Raw genomic sequence first — 19,939 nt, forward strand, 5'->3', positions numbered from 1 at the left:
CATTGAACACACATCGTGGCAGACTTGCAGTTTGGGCAAACGGGGGCAATGCGAGTGCTTGAGAAACGAATTATCTAGGACAATAACTCGATGGGTTCTTCGAACAGCGACTGCATGTCAAATTCGCCCTCTTCCATTGCCTCGTCCACCGCATCCGAGTTGACCGTCGACGGATTCGAACTTGGATTACTCGTTATGGAGGATGGATCGAAGAAGGATTCCGATGTGGAGTCGGCAAACAGCGAATCGACTGCATCGTTGTTCGCAGCTGTGTCTGATTCATTTTTCGCGGTCGCATTGGGTAGCAACGTCGGAAGCGATTGAGACGCCACATTGGTTTGCACCACACCGCTGCCCACACGACTGAGTTGGTTAATCACGAGCAGAGCATCGAGTGCCGAGACCCTGTTGTCGCGATTAACATCCAAGAAGGTTGGAATCGCCTGCTCGCCTTGGCCGCCATTGTTTCGCCCAAGCGAATTGATCACCAACAATGCATCCAATGCCGTAGTTTCGCCACTCGCATTTGTGTCAGTGGGTTGCAATATGTTAGTCGGCGGTGCACTGGAGAGCGTTCCGAATCCAGCGGACGAGCGGATCGAGAAAATCCGATTGGCAAACTGAGGCTCAAATACAATCGCATACACGCCGCCCGCTTCAAGCGAAGCCGTTGCAACGGTGCCATTCATCGAGCTGACGACGATGATATCGGTATCGAAAATCAGAATCGTTTCGTTGACATTGGCAGTGCCAACCGGTGTCACGGTAACGATAGTATTCGTCAATGCTTGGAACAAGATCGCGGTCGTCGTTCCGTCGCCGGGGACAATTTGTCCCCCCTCGACCTGACGTGGGATGATAACCCGTGGAATCGTTGGTAGTTGGTCATCGTTAACGATCGTGCCATCGGCAGTCGAATTCACGATCGAGGCATTCCCTGACGCGTTTCTGAGTGTGACGCGGAAGTTTTCGTTGTTTTCGATCGTGGTATCACCAGCGACATTGATCGTGATCGTCTTGGTCGATTCCCCTTCGACGAATTCTACCTGACCACTCGGGAATTGGGCGTTTTCAAAATCGCTGGCCGTCGCAGGATTATTGCCCGTTCCTGTCACTGCATAGTCAACCAGCGTTGTGCCGCTGGTGTCACCCCCACGTGTGACGGTAAAGGAAAACGGTGTCAGTCCCGAGTTACCTTCGTTTTTGTTTGCATCGGTCGCAGCAATCGAAAGAGTTGGAACTGCAGCGATATCGTCATTGACAATCGATCCGGCGGCAGTCGCCGTCGTGATTTGGGCACCAGTCGACGGCTTGCTGAGAGTGACGGTAAACGATTCGTTTGGCTCGAAGATTGTGTCTCCCACAACATTGATTGTGACCGTTTTTGATGTTTCTCCCTCGGCAAAGCTAACCATGCCGTTGGGGAAAACACTATTGGCAAAATCATCGGCGGTCGCAGGACTACTACCCGATCCTGTGACGTCAAAGTCAACCGTGACTGCGGTATCGGTGTTGCCACCCCGTGTGACGGTAAAGGTAAACGGTGTTAGTCCCGAGTTGCCTTCGTTTTTGTTTGCGTCGGTCGCAGCAATCGACAAGGTGGCAGGCTCAACCATCGTATCCAGACTTGACTCGAATGCGCCGATGTCAAACGAAAGGCCCTGTGGACGCGTGACTCCTCGTTGGTCAACGGTCAGTCCCGCCGCAACGCCTGCGTTTAGTGCGGGACTGCCCTGCAGCAAAGCAATGGTTTGTGTCGGGCCACCATTGTCACCCAGCATGTCTAGCAGTGCATCCACATCGGTGATGTTTGAGCCCAAAGAGCCCAGCAAAGTAACGCCAGCCGAATTGCCGATCAGGTTGTTGCCACCACTAGTGATCGAACCCGAAGCGTCCGTACCTGTCGTGGCATCGTTGTTGGCGACAAGAGTATTGGTGGCTGTAAAGATGCCTCCAAGCGTATTGATTCCCCCGCCCGTAGTCGCGGTGTTACCTGCGATTGTGACGCTCCTCAGCGTAACGTTGGCTCCTTCGCTGGCGATACCACCACCGTTGTTTGTCGCCGTGTTGGCGGCAATCGTTGAGTTCGTGATTGTGATATCACCACTCGTTCCGTCGTTAAAAATACCGCCACCATCGCCCGAATTGTTCCCCGATACGGTGGAACGAGTGACGTCGAGAGTTCCGGCGGCACTATTCCAAAGTCCGCCACCCTCGTTTGTCGCCGAGTTGGCTGAAATCGTGCTGTCTGCGATCGAGACGCTGCCCGCGCCGGTGATATGCAGCCCGCCACCGTTTCCCGGTGCCGAACCTGCGACGTTGCTATTGAGCTGAACACCGCTCAGCGTGATCGAGACCCCCGCGTTGTCTTCGATACCACCTCCGGCCCGACTTGCGGTATTGGACGCGATCGTGCTTCCCGAGATTGTCATCGTGCCGCCGAGGTTCAATATTCCGCCGCCACTACCGCTATCGCCGTCGGCAAAATTGTTGCTGATCGAACCGCCGGTGATGTTAACAACGCCGCCGTTATTGAAAATCCCGCCGCCACCGTCGTCTGCTGCGTCACCGCTCGCCGTGTTTCCTGAAACAATGACGCCGCCAATCAATGTCATCGTGCCGGTGGCCGAGTTCCACAGACCGCCACCTTCAGATGCCGCCTCGTTGCCGAATACGCTTCCGCCATCGAGCGTTACGTTGGCCGCGCCTGTCACGTGCAAGCCACCACCGTTACCAGGACTCGCAGTCGGCAGAATGATCGAGTTCACGTCGTTGTTAAGAATGTTTGAATCCGTCAACGTCACGTCACCAGCAACAACTTCGATACCACCGCCTGCACGAACCGCACTGTTGAATTGGAACCGGGTATTGGTAACTGAGACTGTGCCGCCGATCGTCAACAGACCGCCACCACTGCCGAAGTTAGCTCCAGTCGCCGTGTTATCCGAGATCGTGATCCCATTGTCGGCACCAGTCAGCGTCAACGTTCCGCCATCATTGAAGATCCCGCCACCGCCTTGCAAAGTTGTCGGCGCGCCAGTCGGGTCAGCATTGCCTGCTGCCGTATTGGAACTGATCACGATCTCTGCGTTCGTACTGTCCAGGGTCAACTCACCGGTGGCCGAGTTCCACAGACCACCACCTTCGGCCGCAGCCGTGTTGTTGCTGATGTCGCCGCCATCGATCGTGACGTCACCGGCGCCGCTGATGTGCAAGCCACCGCCGTTGATTCCGGCAACATTTCCATCGGTCGCTGTGGTGCCACCGAGCGTGACATCAATCAGCGTGACCGAACCCGCATTGTTCTCGATCCCACCACCGGCACGCGCCGCACTATTGCCGCTAATCGTACCACCGCTAATCGTCACACTTCCGCCGAGCGTCAGCACGCCGCCGCCATTGCCTAGGCCATCGGTCGCCAAGTTGCCGCTGATGATCGTATCGGTGATCGTGACGGTTCCGCCATCGTTAAAGATCCCGCCACCGCCGTCATCTTGCGAGTCACCACCGTCAGGATCAAGAGCTTCATTGCCACTAATCGTCGCATCGCTGATGTCAAGTATGCCACCATTGTTGAACACACCGCCGCCGCCCTGCGCGTCATTGTCACCGCCAGCGGACGCGGCAAAGTTGCCGTCAATCGTTGTGCCATTGCGGATCGTCATTGTGCCGGTGGCCGAATTCCATAGACCACCACCTTCGGATGCCGCCTCGTTACCGAATACGCTGCCGCCATCGAGCGTCACGTTGGCCGCGCCAGTCACGTGCAAGCCACCGCCGTTACCGGGACTGGCAGTCGGAAGAACGAGCGAGTTCACGTCGTTGTTGAGAAGGTTTGAATCCGTCAACGTCACGTCGCCCGCGACGACTTCGATACCACCGCCCGCACGAACCGCACTATTGAATTGGAACCTGGTATTGGTAACTGAGACCGTGCCGCCGATCGTCAACAGACCGCCACCACTGCCGAAGTTAGCTCCCGTCGCCGTGTTATCCGAGATCGTAATCCCATTGTCGGCACCGGTCAGTGTCAACATTCCACCATCGTTGAAGATCCCGCCACCACCTTGTAATGTCACTGGACCGCCAGCCGTCGGATCGAGATTACCAGCTGCCGTATTGGAACTGATCACGATCTCTGCGTTGGTACTGTCCAGGGTCAACTCACCGGTGGCCGAGTTCCACAGGCCACCACCTTCGGCCGCAGCCGTGTTGTTGCTGATGTCGCCGCCATCGATCGTGACGTCACCGGCACCGCTGATGTGCAAGCCACCACCGTTGATTCCGGCAACATTTCCATCGCTCGCCGTGGAGCCACCGAGCGTGACACCAATCAGCGTGACCGAGCCCGCATTGTTCTCAATCCCACCACCAGCACGCGCCGCACTATTGCCGCTAATCGTACCACCGCTAATCGTCACACTGCCGCCGAGCGTCAGCACGCCGCCGCCATTGCCAAGACCATCGGTCGCCAAGTTTCCGCTGATGATTGTGTCGGTGATCGTAACGGTTCCGCCGTCGTTAAAGATCCCGCCACCTCCATCATCTTGGGTCGTACCACCGTCAGGATCAAGAGCTTCGTTGCCGCTAATCGTCGCATCGCTGATGTTCAGTACACCCCCATTGTTGAACACACCGCCGCCGCCCTGCGCGTCATTGTCACCGCCAGCGGACGCGGCAAAGTTGCCGTCAATCGTGGTGCCATTGCGGATCGTCATCGTGCCGGTGGCCGAATTCCATAGACCGCCACCTTCGGATGCCGCCTCGTTGCCGAATACGCTTCCGCCATCAAGCGTCACGTTGGCCGCGCCCGTCACGTGCAAGCCACCACCGTTACCAGGACTCGCAGTCGGCAGAATGATCGAGTTCACGTCGTTGCTGAGTAGGTTCGAGTCTGTCAACGTCACGTCGCCCGCAACAACTTCGATACCACCGCCAGCACGAACCGCACTGTTGAATTGGAACCGGGTATTGGTAACTGAGACTGTGCCGCCGATCGTCAACAGACCGCCACCACTGCCGAAGTTAGCTCCCGTCGCCGTGTTGTCCGAGATCGTAATCCCATTGTCGGCACCGGTCAGCGTCAACGTTCCGCCGTCATTAAAGATCCCGCCGCCACCTTGTAAAGTTGTCGGCGCGCCAGTCGGGTCAGCATTACCAGCTGCCGTATTGGAACTGATCACGATCTCTGCGTTCGTACTGTCCAGGGTCAACTCACCGGTGGCCGAGTTCCACAGACCACCACCTTCAGCCGCAGCCGTGTTGTTGCTAACGCTGCCACCGTCGATCGTGACGTCACCGGCACCGCTGATGTGCAAGCCACCGCCGTTGATTCCGGCAACATTTCCATCGGCTGCCGTGGTACCACCGAGCGTGACACCAATCAGCGTGACCGAGCCCGCATTGTTCTCAATCCCACCCCCGGCACGCGCCGCACTATTGCCGCTAATCGTACCACCGCTAATCGTCACACTGCCGCCGAGCGTCAACACGCCACCGCCATTGCCAAGACCATCGGTCGCCAAGTTTCCGCTGATGATCGTATCGGTGATCGTGACGGTTCCGCCGTCGTTAAAGATCCCGCCGCCGCCGTCATCTTGCGAGTCCGCACCATCGGGATCGAGTGCTTCGTTGCCGCTGATCGTCGCATCGCTGATGTCAAGTATGCCACCATTGTTGAACACACCGCCGCCGCCCTGCGCGTCATTGTCACCGCCAGCGGACGCGGCAAAGTTGCCGTCAATCGTTGTGCCATTGCGGATCGTCATTGTGCCGGTGGCCGAATTCCATAGACCACCACCTTCGGATGCCGCCTCGTTACCGAATACGCTGCCGCCATCGAGCGTCACGTTGGCCGCGCCAGTCACGTGCAAGCCACCGCCGTTACCGGGACTGGCAGTCGGAAGAACGAGCGAGTTCACGTCGTTGTTGAGAAGGTTTGAATCCGTCAACGTCACGTCGCCCGCGACGACTTCGATACCACCGCCCGCACGAACCGCACTATTGAATTGGAACCTGGTATTGGTAACTGAGACCGTGCCGCCGATCGTCAACAGACCGCCACCACTGCCGAAGTTAGCTCCCGTCGCCGTGTTATCCGAGATCGTAATCCCATTGTCGGCACCGGTCAGTGTCAACATTCCACCATCGTTGAAGATCCCGCCACCACCTTGTAAAGTCGTCGGCGCGCCGGTCGGGTCAGCATTGCCGGCTGCCGTATTGGAACTGATCACGATCTCTGCGTTGGTACTGTCCAGGGTCAACTCACCGGTGGCCGAGTTCCACAGGCCACCACCTTCAGCCGCAGCCGTGTTGTTGCTGATGTCGCCGCCATCGATCGTGACGTCACCGGCGCCGCTGATGTGCAAGCCACCGCCGTTGATTCCGGCAACATTTCCTTCGCTCGCCGTGGTGCCACCGAGCGTGACACCGATCAGCGTGACCGAGCCCGCATTGTTCTCGATACCACCACCGGCACGCGCCGCACTATTGCCGCTAATCGTACCACCGCTAATCGTCACACTGCCGCCGAGCGTCAACACGCCACCGCCATTGCCAAGACCATCGGTCGCCAAGTTTCCGCTAATGATCGTATCGGTGATCGTAACGGTTCCGCCATCGTTAAAGATCCCGCCGCCGCCATCATCTTGGGTCGTACCACCGTCCGGATCGAGTGCTTCGTTGCCGCTAATCGTCGCGTCGCTGATGTCCAGTACGCCACCATTGTTGAACACACCGCCGCCACCCTGCGCGTCATTGTCACCGCCAGCGGACGCGGCAAAGTTGCCGTCAATCGTTGTGCCATTGCGGATCGTCATCGTGCCGGTGGCCGAGTTCCACAGACCGCCACCTTCAGATGCCGCCTCGTTGCCGAATACGCTTCCGCCATCGAGCGTCACGTTGGCCGCGCCAGTCACGTGCAAGCCACCGCCGTTACCGGGACTCGCAGTCGGCAGAATGAGCGAGTTCACGTCGTTGTTAAGAAGGTTTGAATCCGTCAACGTCACGTCGCCCGCAACAACTTCGATACCACCGCCTGCACGAACCGCACTATTGAATTGGAACCGGGTATTGGTAACTGAGACCGTGCCGCCGATCGTCAACAGACCGCCACCACTTCCGAAGTTAGCTCCCGTCGCCGTGTTGTCCGAGATCGTAATCCCATTGTCGGCACCGGTCAGCGTCAACGTTCCACCATCGTTGAAGATCCCGCCACCACCTTGTAAAGTCGTCGGCGCGCCGGTCGGGTCAGCATTGCCTGCTGCCGTATTGGAACTGATCACGATCTCTGCGTTCGTGCTGTCCAGGGTCAACTCACCGGTGGCCGAGTTCCACAGGCCACCACCTTCGGCCGCAGCCGTGTTGTTGCTAACGCTGCCACCGTCGATCGTGACGTCACCGGCACCGCTGATGTGCAAGCCACCACCGTTGATTCCGGCAACATTTCCATCGCTCGCCGTGGAGCCACCGAGCGTGACACCAATCAGCGTGACCGAGCCCGCATTGTTCTCAATCCCACCACCCGCACGCGCCGCACTATTGCCGCTAATCGTACCACCGCTAATCGTCACACTGCCGCCGAGCGTCAGCACACCACCGCCACTGCCGCTGGCTCCATCGGCGACGTTGTTGCTGATGATTGTTTCGCTGCCTGTGATCGTGACGGTTCCGCCGTTATTGAAGATCCCGCCACCGCCATCATCCGCTGCATCTCCCGATGCAGTATTGCTATCGATGGTCGTGCCGTCGATCGTCATCAATCCGCTGCCGTTCCACAAACCACCCCCTTCTAGAGCCGCAGAGTTTCCTGAAACGTCGCCGCCGCTGATCGAGACATTACCGGCGCCCGTCACGTGCAGTCCGCCTCCGTTGCCGGGGTTCGCAGTGAATCCCGTGCCCACCCCAGCACCGTTGTTAATCAAAACCACGCCCGTCAAGTTGACTCCACCATCTACGTTCGAGGCGTCTTCGATTCCACCGCCAGCACGGTTGGCGGTATTGCCGCTGAACGTGGCATCAGTGATGTTGATCGTGCCGTCGGTGTTATTAAACAGCCCGCCACCGCTTCCGCTGGCTCCATCGGCAACGTTGTTGCTGATGATTGTTTCGCTGCCCGTGATCGTGACGGTTCCTCCGTTATTGAAGATCCCGCCACCACCATCATCGGCCGCATCTCCCGATGCAGTATTGCCATCGATGGTCGTGCCGTCGATCGTCATCAATCCGCTGCCGTTCCACAAACCACCCCCTTCGAGAGCCGCAGAGTTTCCTGAAACGTCGCCGCCGCTGATCGAGACATTACCTGAGCCTGTCACGTGCAGTCCGCCTCCGTTGCCGGGGGCTGCAAAACCCGTTGGCCCCGCGATGTTACCCGACAGTATCACATCGGTCGCATCGAGCGAGCCGATAATGATTTCGATACCACCACCAGCACGATGGGCAGCATTTTGATCGATCAAGGTCCCCGCAATGGTCACGTCGCCACTGACGCTTAGCAAGCCACCACCACTGCCGTTAGTTCCATTAGCAAAATTCTGTTCGATCGAGCCACCGCTGATCGAAAGAGTCCCGCCGTCATTGAAAATACCGCCGCCACCCTGGTCGGCATCATTGCCGCTGGCCGTGTTCAATTGAACTGTCACATCGCTTAGCATCAGGGTTCCCGTTGCGCTGTTCCACAAGCCTCCCCCTTCGGCCGCTGCAGTATTTCCGGAAACGGTTCCGCCACTGATCGAGACATCGCCAGCACCGCTGATATGCAGTCCACCGCCATTGCCGGGGTTTCCTACGGCACCATTGCCGACGCCAGCGCTGTTGTTGCTAAGAGTGATTCCACTCAACATGGCGCTCCCATTCAGGCCTGAAGCGTCTTCGATTCCGCCGCCAGCTCGGTTGGCGAAGTTACCCGAGATCGTTGAGTCGGTTATCTGGAGTGTGCCGCCCGTCGCGTTGAAAATCGCCCCGCCACTGCCGGCGACTCCCGCCGCCGTGTTTCCGCTCAGTGTGGAATTGGCGATGCTCAAGGTTCCACCATCATTGAAAATACCCCCGCCGCCTTCGGTTGCAGCGTCACCGGTCGCCGTGTTTCCCGATAACGTAACTGAATCGAGTGAGAGTGATTGACCGGACGCAACATAAATCGCTCCACCCACGGACGCGACACCGTTAATCAGCGTCAATCCTTGGATTGAGACCGAGTTGCTGATCCCTGGATCCGTGTTTGCATCGATCGAAAAAAGTTGTGACGCATTGTCGCCGCTAATTGTGATCTCGGTGGCGTCCACTAGGGAAATAGCCACCGAGTCCGTGATGGATAATTCGCTACCGAGCGTGATGGTCGACAACCCTGCCACGAACGAAATCGTGTCGATGATTCCCGGTCCCGCGTCACCAGCGATCGTATCAGCGTTGATGATCGCGTTTGCATTGGCGGCCAGAATCGCCTCTCGCAAACTCAACACTCCATCCTCTGCCACCATATCGCTCGCAGTATTGACGATGTAACTAGCCAGTACGCGGCGATCTTCAAGCCGCTCCGCTAACAGTCGTCGCATCCGAGACCGTTTTGCAATTGGCTTCGCTTTTCGGGTTCGGCCAGTCTTGCGTAGGTTGCGTGATGGAAAGGTGAACAAGTCGAGGGATGAAAAGCCAAGCATGGTGATCTCCAGGATGGGGCGTGAGTTCCGCGTGGACCGCGTGCGTTACATGTCTATTAGAGTGGGGAAACTCAGACGTTGCATCTCCGTTTCCGGAGGGATCACGACGGAAAATAAACTCGAAGGGAGCGGAATTCAGTTTGCTGGGCGTAGGCAAACGCCATGCCATTGCGAGTCTGGCCTGGGCCTGCGTGGCCACTTTGATGAATATTGCCCTCACTTCGGCCGTCCGCCGCGGCCAACCAGAGTGAGCCATCCACAATCGACTGTACTGAGTTACAAAAGCCATTTTCATGTCTCACTTTGGGGTGAACGTCAGTCAGTGCGTGAAAATCGCCACGTTTTCGCGGGGCGCTCTAGTTCGTGTGCCGTTTGCAAATCGAGACGCGTTTGTCATGTTGAGACGGATCAGCAGGTGCTCGTCGCTCGCACGGTTTCTGGAAATCCGCTACCCGCCTCGAAGCACGATGAGGGTTTTTCGCTATACTGCCGAACCGAAAGTCGTGATTTCGTCGCGGGGCGATACCCGGAGAATCGTGTTTCGATTAATCACGAAGCGACTCGTTGCCTGCCCTGTTCAGCAACAGAGTCCTGTACTCTTGTCCCCTCATAAGAAAATTAATGAAAGTTCGATCTCTTCTCACCAGTCTAGCCAGCGGAAGTTTGCGGATTTATTCGCATCAACAATCGGTCAAGCAGGGCGGCGGAGCCTCGTCCTTCGAACGCAAGTATTTGGAATTTGATGGGACCCCTGAGGCCTACCGATTTTTAGCATCGTTGTTGAACGAGATGGCGGATACCGCCGAACGGCACGGTAAAAACGCCCCTGGCCAAAACGTGTTGCTTGATCCCAAAGATGCTGATGCGATCGCGATCGATGATTACGATGCGATTTCGCTTACCTGTCGCAAACGCCCACCGAGCAACAAACTCTTCTCGCTCGGGACCGACTGAATTGCCGTTTGAATTCTGTCGCCGCCTGCGGATCGCGAGACTACAAGACGACCGGTTAAGCGGGAAAGAAGACGGCAAGCCACACCGTCGGTTCGCTCGCCGAGGTCCAATCAATGCGATGTTTTTGATGCGCTGGGATCATGACGTGGTCTCCGGGGCAAAGTGTTTTGGCCGGAGTGCCGTCGGCAAAGCGAAGCTCAGCCTCGCCCTTCAACACAATCACCCACTCGCTTTGCTGTTGGTCGTACCAGAATCCTTCGTCACTGCAGTGGCCTGTGGAAACGATGCGTTCGATCCGAATTGATGGCGTTTCGACCAGCACGCTGACAAGCTCCGACGCAAGCTTGTCGGGCAAGTCACTGAATAAGTTTGCTGTGTTGGGATCCGCCATTGAAGAGTTGCATGCGAAGGGATCGGGAAGTGATCAATCGAAGTCGGTTTCGTTGACAATCAATGTCTCGTCATCAAAGTCAATAACGTCGCCGATCACGAGCTGTTTTCGCCGCCGCGTTTCGACTTCGCCATTCAGACACACGTCGCCTGCTTGGATCAAGATTTTGGCTTCGCCACCCGTGCTGACCATGCCGCGACATTTCAGAAAGTCGTCTAGCCGGATGATGGGCCCGCGATCATTCGCACTTGCCTCGTCAGAGGTCGTTTTTTCGGGACCGGAAAACTCAGGATCGTTGTCACTCATTATTTCACTTCAAACGTTGCAATCACAGGCAAATGGTCACTGACGTCTCGTTCGTCGTCGGCAATGTCCCAGTAATGGTCCCAGTGACGCTGTGGATCATCGGGCGTCCCTTGGATGTTCAGATCGGCTCGCACCTTGATGGATTGAAACACCAAATCTTTGCGACTTGGATCATCTTCGATCAGCGGGCGGCTGACCAGGATGCGGTCAAAATGTTTTCCCGGAATCGAGTGCGTTCCAGTGACTCGGGGATCGAGATAACGATGCAGATCGATCAAATCATCTTGGCTGGAATCAGTTTCCGCTCCCGCAACAATCGCCAATTCGCTATCGACGCTGAGTCGATTTGCCGGTTCTTCACTATTGAAATCACCGAGCACAATTAGATTCTCGCCCCGATCAATCGAATCCTGTAACCAAGCATGTAGCAGTCGTGCTTGGCGAGCACGGATGGGGGCACCTTCGGGTCGTGAACGAAGGTGGACGTTGACGATCGAAACGCGTTCGAATTGGTCTCCGACCGGGAACTGAAACACTGCCATCAAATGTTTGGTGACATCATAGAAACGCTTGTCGCTCAATTGGGATTCGCTGCGATCCATTTGAGTCTGCAGTAGCAAATCGGCAGGATGGCGATACAGAATGCCGACGTCTTGTTCGGTAAAGAAATCTTTGCCTTCGAGACATGATTCCCGATAGTCGACTGAGAAATCTCGGTCCAATGCCCGTGTCAGGTACCACAGCACGCGGCGGTTCTCGACTTCTTGAAACGCCGCAATAGTCGGCTTTGCCTCGGCAATCCGTTTGGCAACGGCATCGCGTTTCCATTCCCAGGCTTCACGATTGGGAGCCGATTTTTCTTGCCCGAGCTTGCTGTAGTTGTCTCCCGACATTTCGTCGTAGAACCATTCAAGGTTCCACGTCATCACCGACAATGACTCGCCGATGTCTTCGGCCTGAATTGGAGATGCGTTCGCCAAAGCGATGAGAACGATGCTGCTAGAGAGCAACATCAAGCGAGTTAGCTGGCGGATGCTTGCTGCCGAATGTGAAGTACCTGGTGTTCTGTCCGCAGAGATTCGGCTCATGGATTAGCTAGCAGGTTGCTTCGGCTTAGTAGCTGCCTTGGGCCGCACGACATCCTTGGCCAATCCCACCATTTCAAGCAATTGGATCACTCGCCATGACATGTCAAATTCGTACCAGCGATGGCCGTGGGCAGCGGACCGCGGTTCAGCATGATGGTTGTTGTGCCAGCCTTCACCGTGCGAAAACAACGCTACCAGCCAATTATTGCGACTGTTGTCTCGCGTTTCGTAATTGCGATATCCGAAGACGTGCGAAAGTGAATTCACCGCCCATGTGCCATGCAGTACAAACACAGTTCGCACGGCAACCGCCCAAACAAAATAGCTGTAAGCATAACGCAACGATTCATATGCTTGGCCGCCGCTGACCATGTAGCCAACAATCGCTCCTGCACCAGTGATCAACAAGGCATGGGCGACAAAAACGAAAAACCAGCCGCCGCGACGCTCGAGTTTTAAGTAGAACGGATCACGCAACAGGTCGCGGACATAACGTTCGTAATGGCTTGTACGGTCCAAGGTTTTGTGGCGACAAACCACCCACCCCATGTGTCCCCACAGGAAATTGACCAATGGTGAATGCGGATCGGGTTGGTGGTCACTGTGTTGATGATGCATGCGATGAATCGCAACCCAGCGGGATGGGCTGTCTTGCAAATTGCACATGCCAAGTATCGCAAAGGTGTGCTCAAGCCATTTGGGGCATGTGAATCCACGATGCGTCAGCAATCGGTGGTATCCCACCGTGATCCCCAGCATCCCAAATGTGAAATGCCCAAGAATCCCCAGCACTAAGCCCGACCAAGTAAACAGGTAGCTGAAGCTGAAGGGTAGAAATGCCAGCAGGGCAACCAAATGGATCGATGACAGCACGATTACGTACTGCCACAAAATCGTCAGCGGCTGAGTCTCATCCGGACGAGGCAATTGTTGCGGATCAATTCCCGAGTCGGGCAGCACTGAATCGCAAACATCGCTCTCGGAGCTTGCTGGCATCAGGTCGGTTGGCTTGGTCGCACGATCGCTCTCGACGGGGTCTTGCACCGTGGAGACGGAATTCGGCGTCGACATGGTGTCTGGCTCGGTGGCGGTTTGTTGAGGGTGGTTCATTCCATCCATGTTTCTTCAACATTCCCATCGGGTCTAGTGACGACACCGAAAATCTGGATCCAAATCGATAAAAAAAGCCGACCGAGTTCACTACGTGTTACTCGACCGGCTTTACTGTAATGCGTAAGGCAAGATTGGTCCGATGATGTTCGCGATTTCCGCAAAACCTCGCCTAAAACCGGTGCTCTGATTTTAACTACAGAACTGCCGTTGGGCGGGCTGAATCAAGAAACCACGCAAAAAGTTGCCGAAGTGAGGTTGGCTGCTCCCAAAAAGAAATCGAGGGCAGTCGCAAAAACCACTACTTCTTCTTCTTGGCATCCTTGGGATCTTCTTCCTTCTTCACTTTCTTCTTTCGCTTCAGTGAAACTTTAGGAACGCGCACTTTCGCCATACCAACGATGTTGGCTTCAGGGTCAAAACGGTCCAGTTCAGTCAGGCGAGCGATTCGCTCAGCCCGAGTTAACACGTTTCGCGACTTGATTGCCCCGGCTTGCACCTTGAGGCTGCGATCCATGGTCATATTGCGGCTCAGTCGGTCAGATTCGAGAGAGGGATTAAATTGAATGTTTAAGGGCCTTGGAAAATAGCGGGTTTGGCGATTTTTGACAAGTTGACTTCTCCGTTTCCTGCCAAAATCCCTAAAACGCCCGCTGGATGGCCCCCTGCCAGCGTTTTTTCCTGATCAGACCGTCGCTGCTTTCTGCCCCTGTTAGGGGGCGTAGCGGAACTCGCGAAGCGTTTCGGCCTTTCAAAGCTCATTACAGCGAACTGGTTTCCTTTTTGTCGGCAAACTCAGGCTTCGTCTGCCGCAGGATTGCCAAAATTTCGGATCGCATCGCTGGTGTCAAATGGGCAAACTCGGGCTCATCGACTTTGTTCTCCAAAATGGCAGTCAATTGGTCAATGATCGTGCTACGGACTTGTTCTGGCAAATTATCAAAGGCGTCCGAATAAATCAGATAGCTGCACGGATAACGGAACAATCGCGTGTTCAGATCGAGATCACGCAGCGATCGGCCTCCCGAATCGCGAATGCCTTTGGCCGAAAAATCCTCGACAAACGTACTCGTTCCCTGCACCGGCGATGTCAGGGCAAATTCGTCACACATCAACATGTGATGGACCACGCGTTCGGCGGACGAGGCGATTCTTCTCAACGCACTCTCGCTCAAGTGATCGGGAGCTCGCTCGAGAAACTCATTCATCTGATACGACTGATGGATCGCTTCGCGAGTCTCGTAGTTGGCCGCCGCGATCGCATTATGCATTTGGGTTTGATGCTCGAGCACCATCAAGGCGACCAAATCACTGTGCGGCGACAAGTACGGCTCGGTCGACACGATGCCTTCGAGCGACTCGCGATTGGCTCCCGCTTCGCGGTCGCCATCGGTGTCATCTTCTTCGTACGTGATGTTTCCCATGTGTCGCATGTCGCCATGGGTTCCCGTCACATACCAACCGCCCCATCGTTCCTCAAACGGACTGGTTTGGTCCGTGTTGTACGTGCCGCTGCCGAGGATCGGTTGACCGCCGGAATCCGCAAACACGCTGCGGACTAGATAGCCCGGGACGTTTTGAGTCCGGCTTGACGCGTGACAGGTCAAACATTGCCCTCGGTCTCGCACGAATTTAGGCGGTCCGTCCTGCGTTTGGCTGAGCGTATAAAACATCGCCCCTTGCTTGGCGTCGGTCGCCGCAAACTCGATCACATCGCCTCGTTGGCACCAGCCGACGTAAACATCGTCGTTGAAGTAAAGTGCCCGAGGCCGATGGGGGGTGATGCGTCGAAGTTGCAGACTCGTCTTGGAAAACACCAGCGTTTGCGAGCTGACCGGCACCTCGAGCGCCTCGAGAACCGATTTCAGGTAACCGTGTTTTTGGTCGTAACTCAGCTTAATCTCGCCCGCTTCGACTTTTGCAGCAAGCTGCGTGACCGGATCGTTTGTCGGAGCGGTCAGGTAATTGATCGGAGGCCCCTCAAACGAATCCCTTTGAGCGTTCGCGTTTCCACCACACAGAAAGCTGGACATCAGTGCCATCACCCCACACAGGATACGGCGTGATTCGGAGCGGAATGGATGCTGAATAAGCACGTTCATAAGGTCCTCGTCGGTGACCAAGGCGGGCAGGATGCAAGCGTGTATCGCCTGCTTCTGTTTGTAGCGGTGCGGCTCTGTGCTAAGGCAGGAAAAAACGCTAAGCATTTTGGACGCTGCGTACCAAAGGTCACGCGCGGCATTCCAGACCCGTCGAACATTCACGCAGTTCTCTAAGAGCGATTCTCTGGACGCTCAGCACCAAGCCTACACAATTAAACTACAACGAGCTAATCTGCACGTCAAGGTGCAGGTTTCGCGGTGGGGCGTTGTTTTGCGGTGGGGCGTTGTTTTGCGGGCTTTTGTGCGTGTTTTGGCCCCCTGCGACGATTTGACGTGCCTTTGGATTGTGGCCCTCTGGATTGTGGCGTTACACCGTCGTTTAATTCAATCGCGTCGCTGTGAATTCGATCCTATAGTCACGGCTCGGGTCACAATCGCGTGGATTGGGCACCAGGATGAAATCATCCGTGATCACGGGGTTTAGCGCATCGCCGTCAATCAGTTGGATCTGACCGATGCGGTGAGGCAGCAATTCGAGGATCGGCCGCCAGCCTCGCTGAGCCCCATTGGTGTTGATCGGTTTGAACGAGTCTTCGCCCCGATTTGGCGTGATCACCAGCGTATAGCGGTCGCCGTCGATCGTCAGTTTTTGGTCGTACGCCTTGGGCTGTTCCGCCATCCGAGCCTGCCACGCCGGGTCGCCGTAAAAGGCAACGACATCGCGGTCCCACAGCAACCCAGCACCATCTTGAGCCGTCAGCCCAAGCGATTTTCCATGGATGTTGGGAGCGGTGCTAACGTTGGGGCGTGACCCCACTTGAAATTCGGCGTCCACAATGTTGTCAAAGCAGGTGTCCAGGCGATGAATCAAAGCATGCTGGTTCACATGGAACGCTTCGCCGAGTGTGTAACGACCCGGTTGTTCGACGAAGTAATCGAGCAATCCCCAGCCGCCGTAACCGTACCAAGTGACGACGGTGTAGCCGACCATTTGCCGAACGCCCAGATTGTTCATCCACGCCAGCGCCATTGCGTCGGGCCCATCAATGTCGCCCATCAAGCAGTTGCCCACGGCCAAGTAGACTTTGGGATTGGCGGATTGAATCTCAAAGCGTTCGCCATCGGTGGTGACGCCAAACATTTTGCCCGCTTTGGATTGAAACGTTCCGTTGCGATAGCGGAATCCAATCTGCCAGTCTCTCTGAGTGGCGTGGCCGGACGTCACAAACAAATCGGCGGTGTCATCGCTAAGTGATTTTGCTAAAGCGTGCGTCGTGTCCGCAGGCCCTTGCTGCTGCAGGGCCGTTTCCCCGCTTGCTTTACTGACTTTTTTGGATTTCACCAGTTCATCAAACCAGACGCCAGAGCTGCACATCTCTAATGCAACCTCGGTGCCTGCAGCGACATGCGATACGACCAACGGTTCGTTTTGCTGAGCTGTTTTTAGCGTCCCTGCGGCGTCGAATCCCGTCAGGATGCCCCACTGAGTATCGGTGAACGGGTCTGAATCAAATTGCCGAGTCATTTGATGAACCGCGGCGACAAAGTTGCGGTTGGCTTGCGGCGATGTCGCGACGAAACAGGTGTATCGCGGATGTTGTTTCCGCAGCACTGCGATGCACTCCCCTACGTTGTGTTCCCACTGCACTACATTTGCATCAGCGTGTTTTTGGACGAGTGCCTCAACGACGCGTTGCCACTTCGCATCCTGGTTGGTCTCGCGATTAACCACAATTGTGTAGTCGCCCGCAGTCGCAACGGAGCCAAGGATCAACGCGAAGGGTAAGCTAATGTTGACAACAGTTTTCATGAAAATGTTTTGGGCTAGGGTGAACGTCGCGGGAAGGGGGCAGTGGTCGGCAAAGGGGGAGCGACGAGTCGAGGGCAGCGACTTCAGCATGGATTCCCGCATGGTGTATTATGGTACCTCGCCGGCGGAGTCGGCATGATAACGCAAGTGGCCGCAAATTTTACGAACAAAAAACAGGGAAGCCAGCGTGAATAGAAGACGTCGTCGATTCGATCAACATTCGAGCCCATCCACCCGAGCATTCGGCATGGGAAATCGCTAAATGAAGGGGGTTTATCGCTGGCTCGTTTTTGTCTTGATAATGCAGTGCCTTGGTTTGGCGGGACGGTATTACTGGTCGACCAATGAAACCGAAAGCGACGTTTACGGTTTGCTTTATTTTGACTGGGGTTGGCCGGAGTCCATCGCCCAGCGAGTGGATGATCTCGGCACATTGGGATGTTGTGCAGCCGCAATTTTGGTGGGGCTGACCGCAACGGAGTCGCTATCGCTGCCGGCATCGCGTCCTTGGTTTCGACTGCTGGTTTTCCGTGTCTCGTTGGCATGGATCTTCGTGTGGACGTTTTTGCTTGCCCTGATTTTCATGATCCGTGGGGATGTGTTCACCGAACTATCGCTCGGTGAGCACGCGGTACGATACGGTTTGCCCTTGGCGTTGTTGTTGTTTTCGATTCTGCGGACGAGTTCCGCTGGATGGTGGGTGCTGCGTATTGCCACTGCAGCCACCTTCATCGTGCATGGATACAAGGCGATGCAGTTGTATGGCCCCTTCACCGATCTGATCCTGCTCTCCGACGCCAAGTGGTCTGCGATGCAGGTTGAGCAAGTGGTCGCAGAGCGAGTGTTATGGGCGATCGGGCTGATCGACATCGCTGCGGGCGTGCTGTTGATCGCGACGCGTTGGCGTGCCGTTCCCGTCTATATGGCGTGCTGGGGCGTGATCACGGCGTTGAGTCGGATGACCGCATTCGGGGTGGACGCTTGGCCAGAAACCTTGATTCGGGCGGCCAATGGTGGTGTGCCTTTCGGATTGGTTTTGGCGGCAACGGTGTTAGCTCCGCGCGGGAAGTTGATGTACAATCGTGCTTCCTCGCCTTCCCCACCTCCCTCCGAGCAATTGGCCTAGTCCATGAATCCAAAGTCTTCGTTTGCCTCGTTTTGTTTTGTCAGTTGTCTTGGACTGTTTTGCCTCGCTGCAAGGGAAAGTCTATACGCGGATGCATCGCTGGTGGGAACCAAGCCTGCGCATTGGCGAGTGACATGGAGGTCGGATCCCGCGACATCGGCAACGATTTCTTGGAGTACCGCCGAACCAGGTAATCAGCACACGGTGCGTTACCGGGTCAAAGGGAGCGATCGCGACGAAGGCATCGTCGCGGCAAACAGTGGTCGCTTCACGGGCGGTCAAGCCGAACTCTATTACCACCATGTCGAATTGACGGGGCTGAAACCGGCGACCCGCTACGAAGTGCAAATGATCAGCGATGACGAAGTGTCGCCTGTATTTTACTTCTTGACGGCTCCGGGCCGAGATCGGGCTTTCAGTTTATTGAATGGCGGCGACTCTCGGAGCGATCAGCAAGAACGTCGCAAGGTGAACCAGATGATCGCTCAGATGGTGAGCCAATCATTTGCCAACGAGGATCCGGCTGATGATATCTTGGCACTTGTTCATGGGGGTGACTATATCGTTAGCGGGCCAAATGTTGCTCAGTGGTCCGAGTGGTTGTCGGATCACGAATTGACGGTAACGGACGACAATCGATTGTTGCCTGTGATTCCGGCGCGAGGCAACCACGACACGGGGAAACCGTTTAACGAAGTCTTTGGATTTCCCGACGGCGACAAAAACTATTACGCCTTGAACCTAACGCCGACCACGAGGTTCATCACGCTCAATACGGAAACCAGCACCGCTGGCAGCCAGGCAAAGTGGCTGCAAGGCGAGCTTGCTTCTGCGCGTCCCGCTCACCGCTGGGTTGTTGCCCAATATCACCGTCCTGCCTTCCCCGCTGTCAAAACGCCGAGCACGGCTCTTCAAAGTTGGGTGCCGCTGTTCGAGCAATACAACGTGGATCTGGTATGCGAAGCCGACGGTCACAACATCAAGCGGACGGTGCCCATCCGCGATGGGAAACACGACGAGAGCGGCGTGGTCTATATCGGCGAAGGCGGGCTGGGGGTGGCCCAACGAACTCCCAAAAACGATCGTTGGTTCTTGCAGTCGCCCGGGATGGCGGACAAGGGTAGCCACGTCTTCGTGTTGACGTTCACGGAGGATGCGATTGTGGGGAAATGCGTCTTGCTGGGAGGCGAGATTCGAGATTCGTTCCAGCGTCCGGTCCGAGCGAATTAGCTCCAATTGGCCAATTTTTGACTGGCTCTCAGACTCCTGCCTGGGAACCCAATGAATTGCAGGTTCCCGCCTACCGATCGAGAATTGACGGGGCGGGAGCCTCGCAAGCAGTGCAATTCCAGGCAAAAGTCTGGGGGCGAGCGACTTTTGGTGGCGTTCATCGAAA

General features: G+C 56.1%; 11 protein-coding genes. 3 read left to right on the top strand and 8 right to left on the bottom strand.

Going from position 1 to position 19,939, the window contains the following annotated elements:
* Nucleotides 1-74: 74 nt before the first annotated feature.
* Entirely contained in the window at nt 75-9,554 is a 9,480-nt protein-coding gene (locus SH528x_RS05955) for a choice-of-anchor Q domain-containing protein (protein ID WP_442509610.1), read from the bottom strand.
* 723 nt (nt 9,555-10,277) lie between these two features.
* Between SH528x_RS05955 and SH528x_RS05960 the strand changes: the two genes are divergently transcribed.
* On the top strand, nt 10,278-10,610 hold the full coding sequence (locus SH528x_RS05960; RefSeq protein WP_442509611.1) for a hypothetical protein: 333 nt from the start codon (nt 10,278-10,280) through the stop codon (nt 10,608-10,610).
* Nucleotides 10,611-10,665: 55 nt separating this feature from the next.
* Here the strand turns inward: SH528x_RS05960 and SH528x_RS05965 are convergent, their stop codons facing one another.
* The 7 genes from SH528x_RS05965 to SH528x_RS05995 all read right to left on the bottom strand — a co-directional run bounded on the left by SH528x_RS05965 (nt 10,666) and on the right by SH528x_RS05995 (nt 17,417).
* On the bottom strand, nt 10,666-11,001 hold the full coding sequence (locus SH528x_RS05965; RefSeq protein WP_442509612.1) for a cupin domain-containing protein: 336 nt from the start codon (nt 10,999-11,001) through the stop codon (nt 10,666-10,668).
* Nucleotides 11,002-11,034: 33 nt separating this feature from the next.
* Nucleotides 11,035-11,307, bottom strand: coding sequence for an RNA-binding S4 domain-containing protein (locus SH528x_RS05970; RefSeq protein ID WP_442509613.1), 273 nt, complete (start codon nt 11,305-11,307; stop codon nt 11,035-11,037).
* Complete coding sequence (locus SH528x_RS05975; RefSeq protein WP_442509614.1) at nt 11,307-12,395, bottom strand: endonuclease/exonuclease/phosphatase family protein; 1,089 nt, start codon at nt 12,393-12,395, stop codon at nt 11,307-11,309. The genes SH528x_RS05970 and SH528x_RS05975 overlap by 1 nt, the downstream gene beginning before the upstream one ends.
* Before the next feature lie 3 nt (nt 12,396-12,398).
* Nucleotides 12,399-13,391: an acyl-CoA desaturase gene (locus SH528x_RS05980; protein WP_442512086.1), complete on the bottom strand. Its 993-nt coding sequence runs from the start codon at nt 13,389-13,391 to the stop codon at nt 12,399-12,401.
* A gap of 415 nt (nt 13,392-13,806) precedes the next feature.
* Nucleotides 13,807-14,022, bottom strand: a complete 216-nt coding sequence (locus SH528x_RS05985; protein WP_442509615.1) for a small basic protein — start codon at nt 14,020-14,022, stop codon at nt 13,807-13,809.
* Between the two features lie 244 nt (nt 14,023-14,266).
* Nucleotides 14,267-15,547 (bottom strand): hypothetical protein, encoded by a 1,281-nt coding sequence (locus SH528x_RS05990; RefSeq protein ID WP_442512087.1) that lies wholly within the window; start codon nt 15,545-15,547, stop codon nt 14,267-14,269.
* Between the two features lie 439 nt (nt 15,548-15,986).
* Nucleotides 15,987-17,417, bottom strand: a complete 1,431-nt coding sequence (locus SH528x_RS05995) for a hypothetical protein (protein WP_442509616.1) — start codon at nt 17,415-17,417, stop codon at nt 15,987-15,989.
* Between the two features lie 262 nt (nt 17,418-17,679).
* On the opposite strand from SH528x_RS05995, the gene SH528x_RS06000 reads away from it, so the two are divergent.
* A complete protein-coding gene (locus SH528x_RS06000) occupies nt 17,680-18,543 on the top strand; it encodes a hypothetical protein (protein WP_442509617.1) in 864 nt (287 codons plus the stop codon).
* A 3-nt stretch (nt 18,544-18,546) separates the two neighbouring features.
* A complete protein-coding gene (locus tag SH528x_RS06005) occupies nt 18,547-19,773 on the top strand; it encodes a purple acid phosphatase family protein (protein ID WP_442509618.1) in 1,227 nt (408 codons plus the stop codon).
* Nucleotides 19,774-19,939 lie beyond the last annotated feature (166 nt).

The sequence above is a fragment of the Novipirellula methanifontis genome, assembly GCF_052161655.1.
Lineage (GTDB): Bacteria > Planctomycetota > Planctomycetia > Pirellulales > Pirellulaceae > Novipirellula.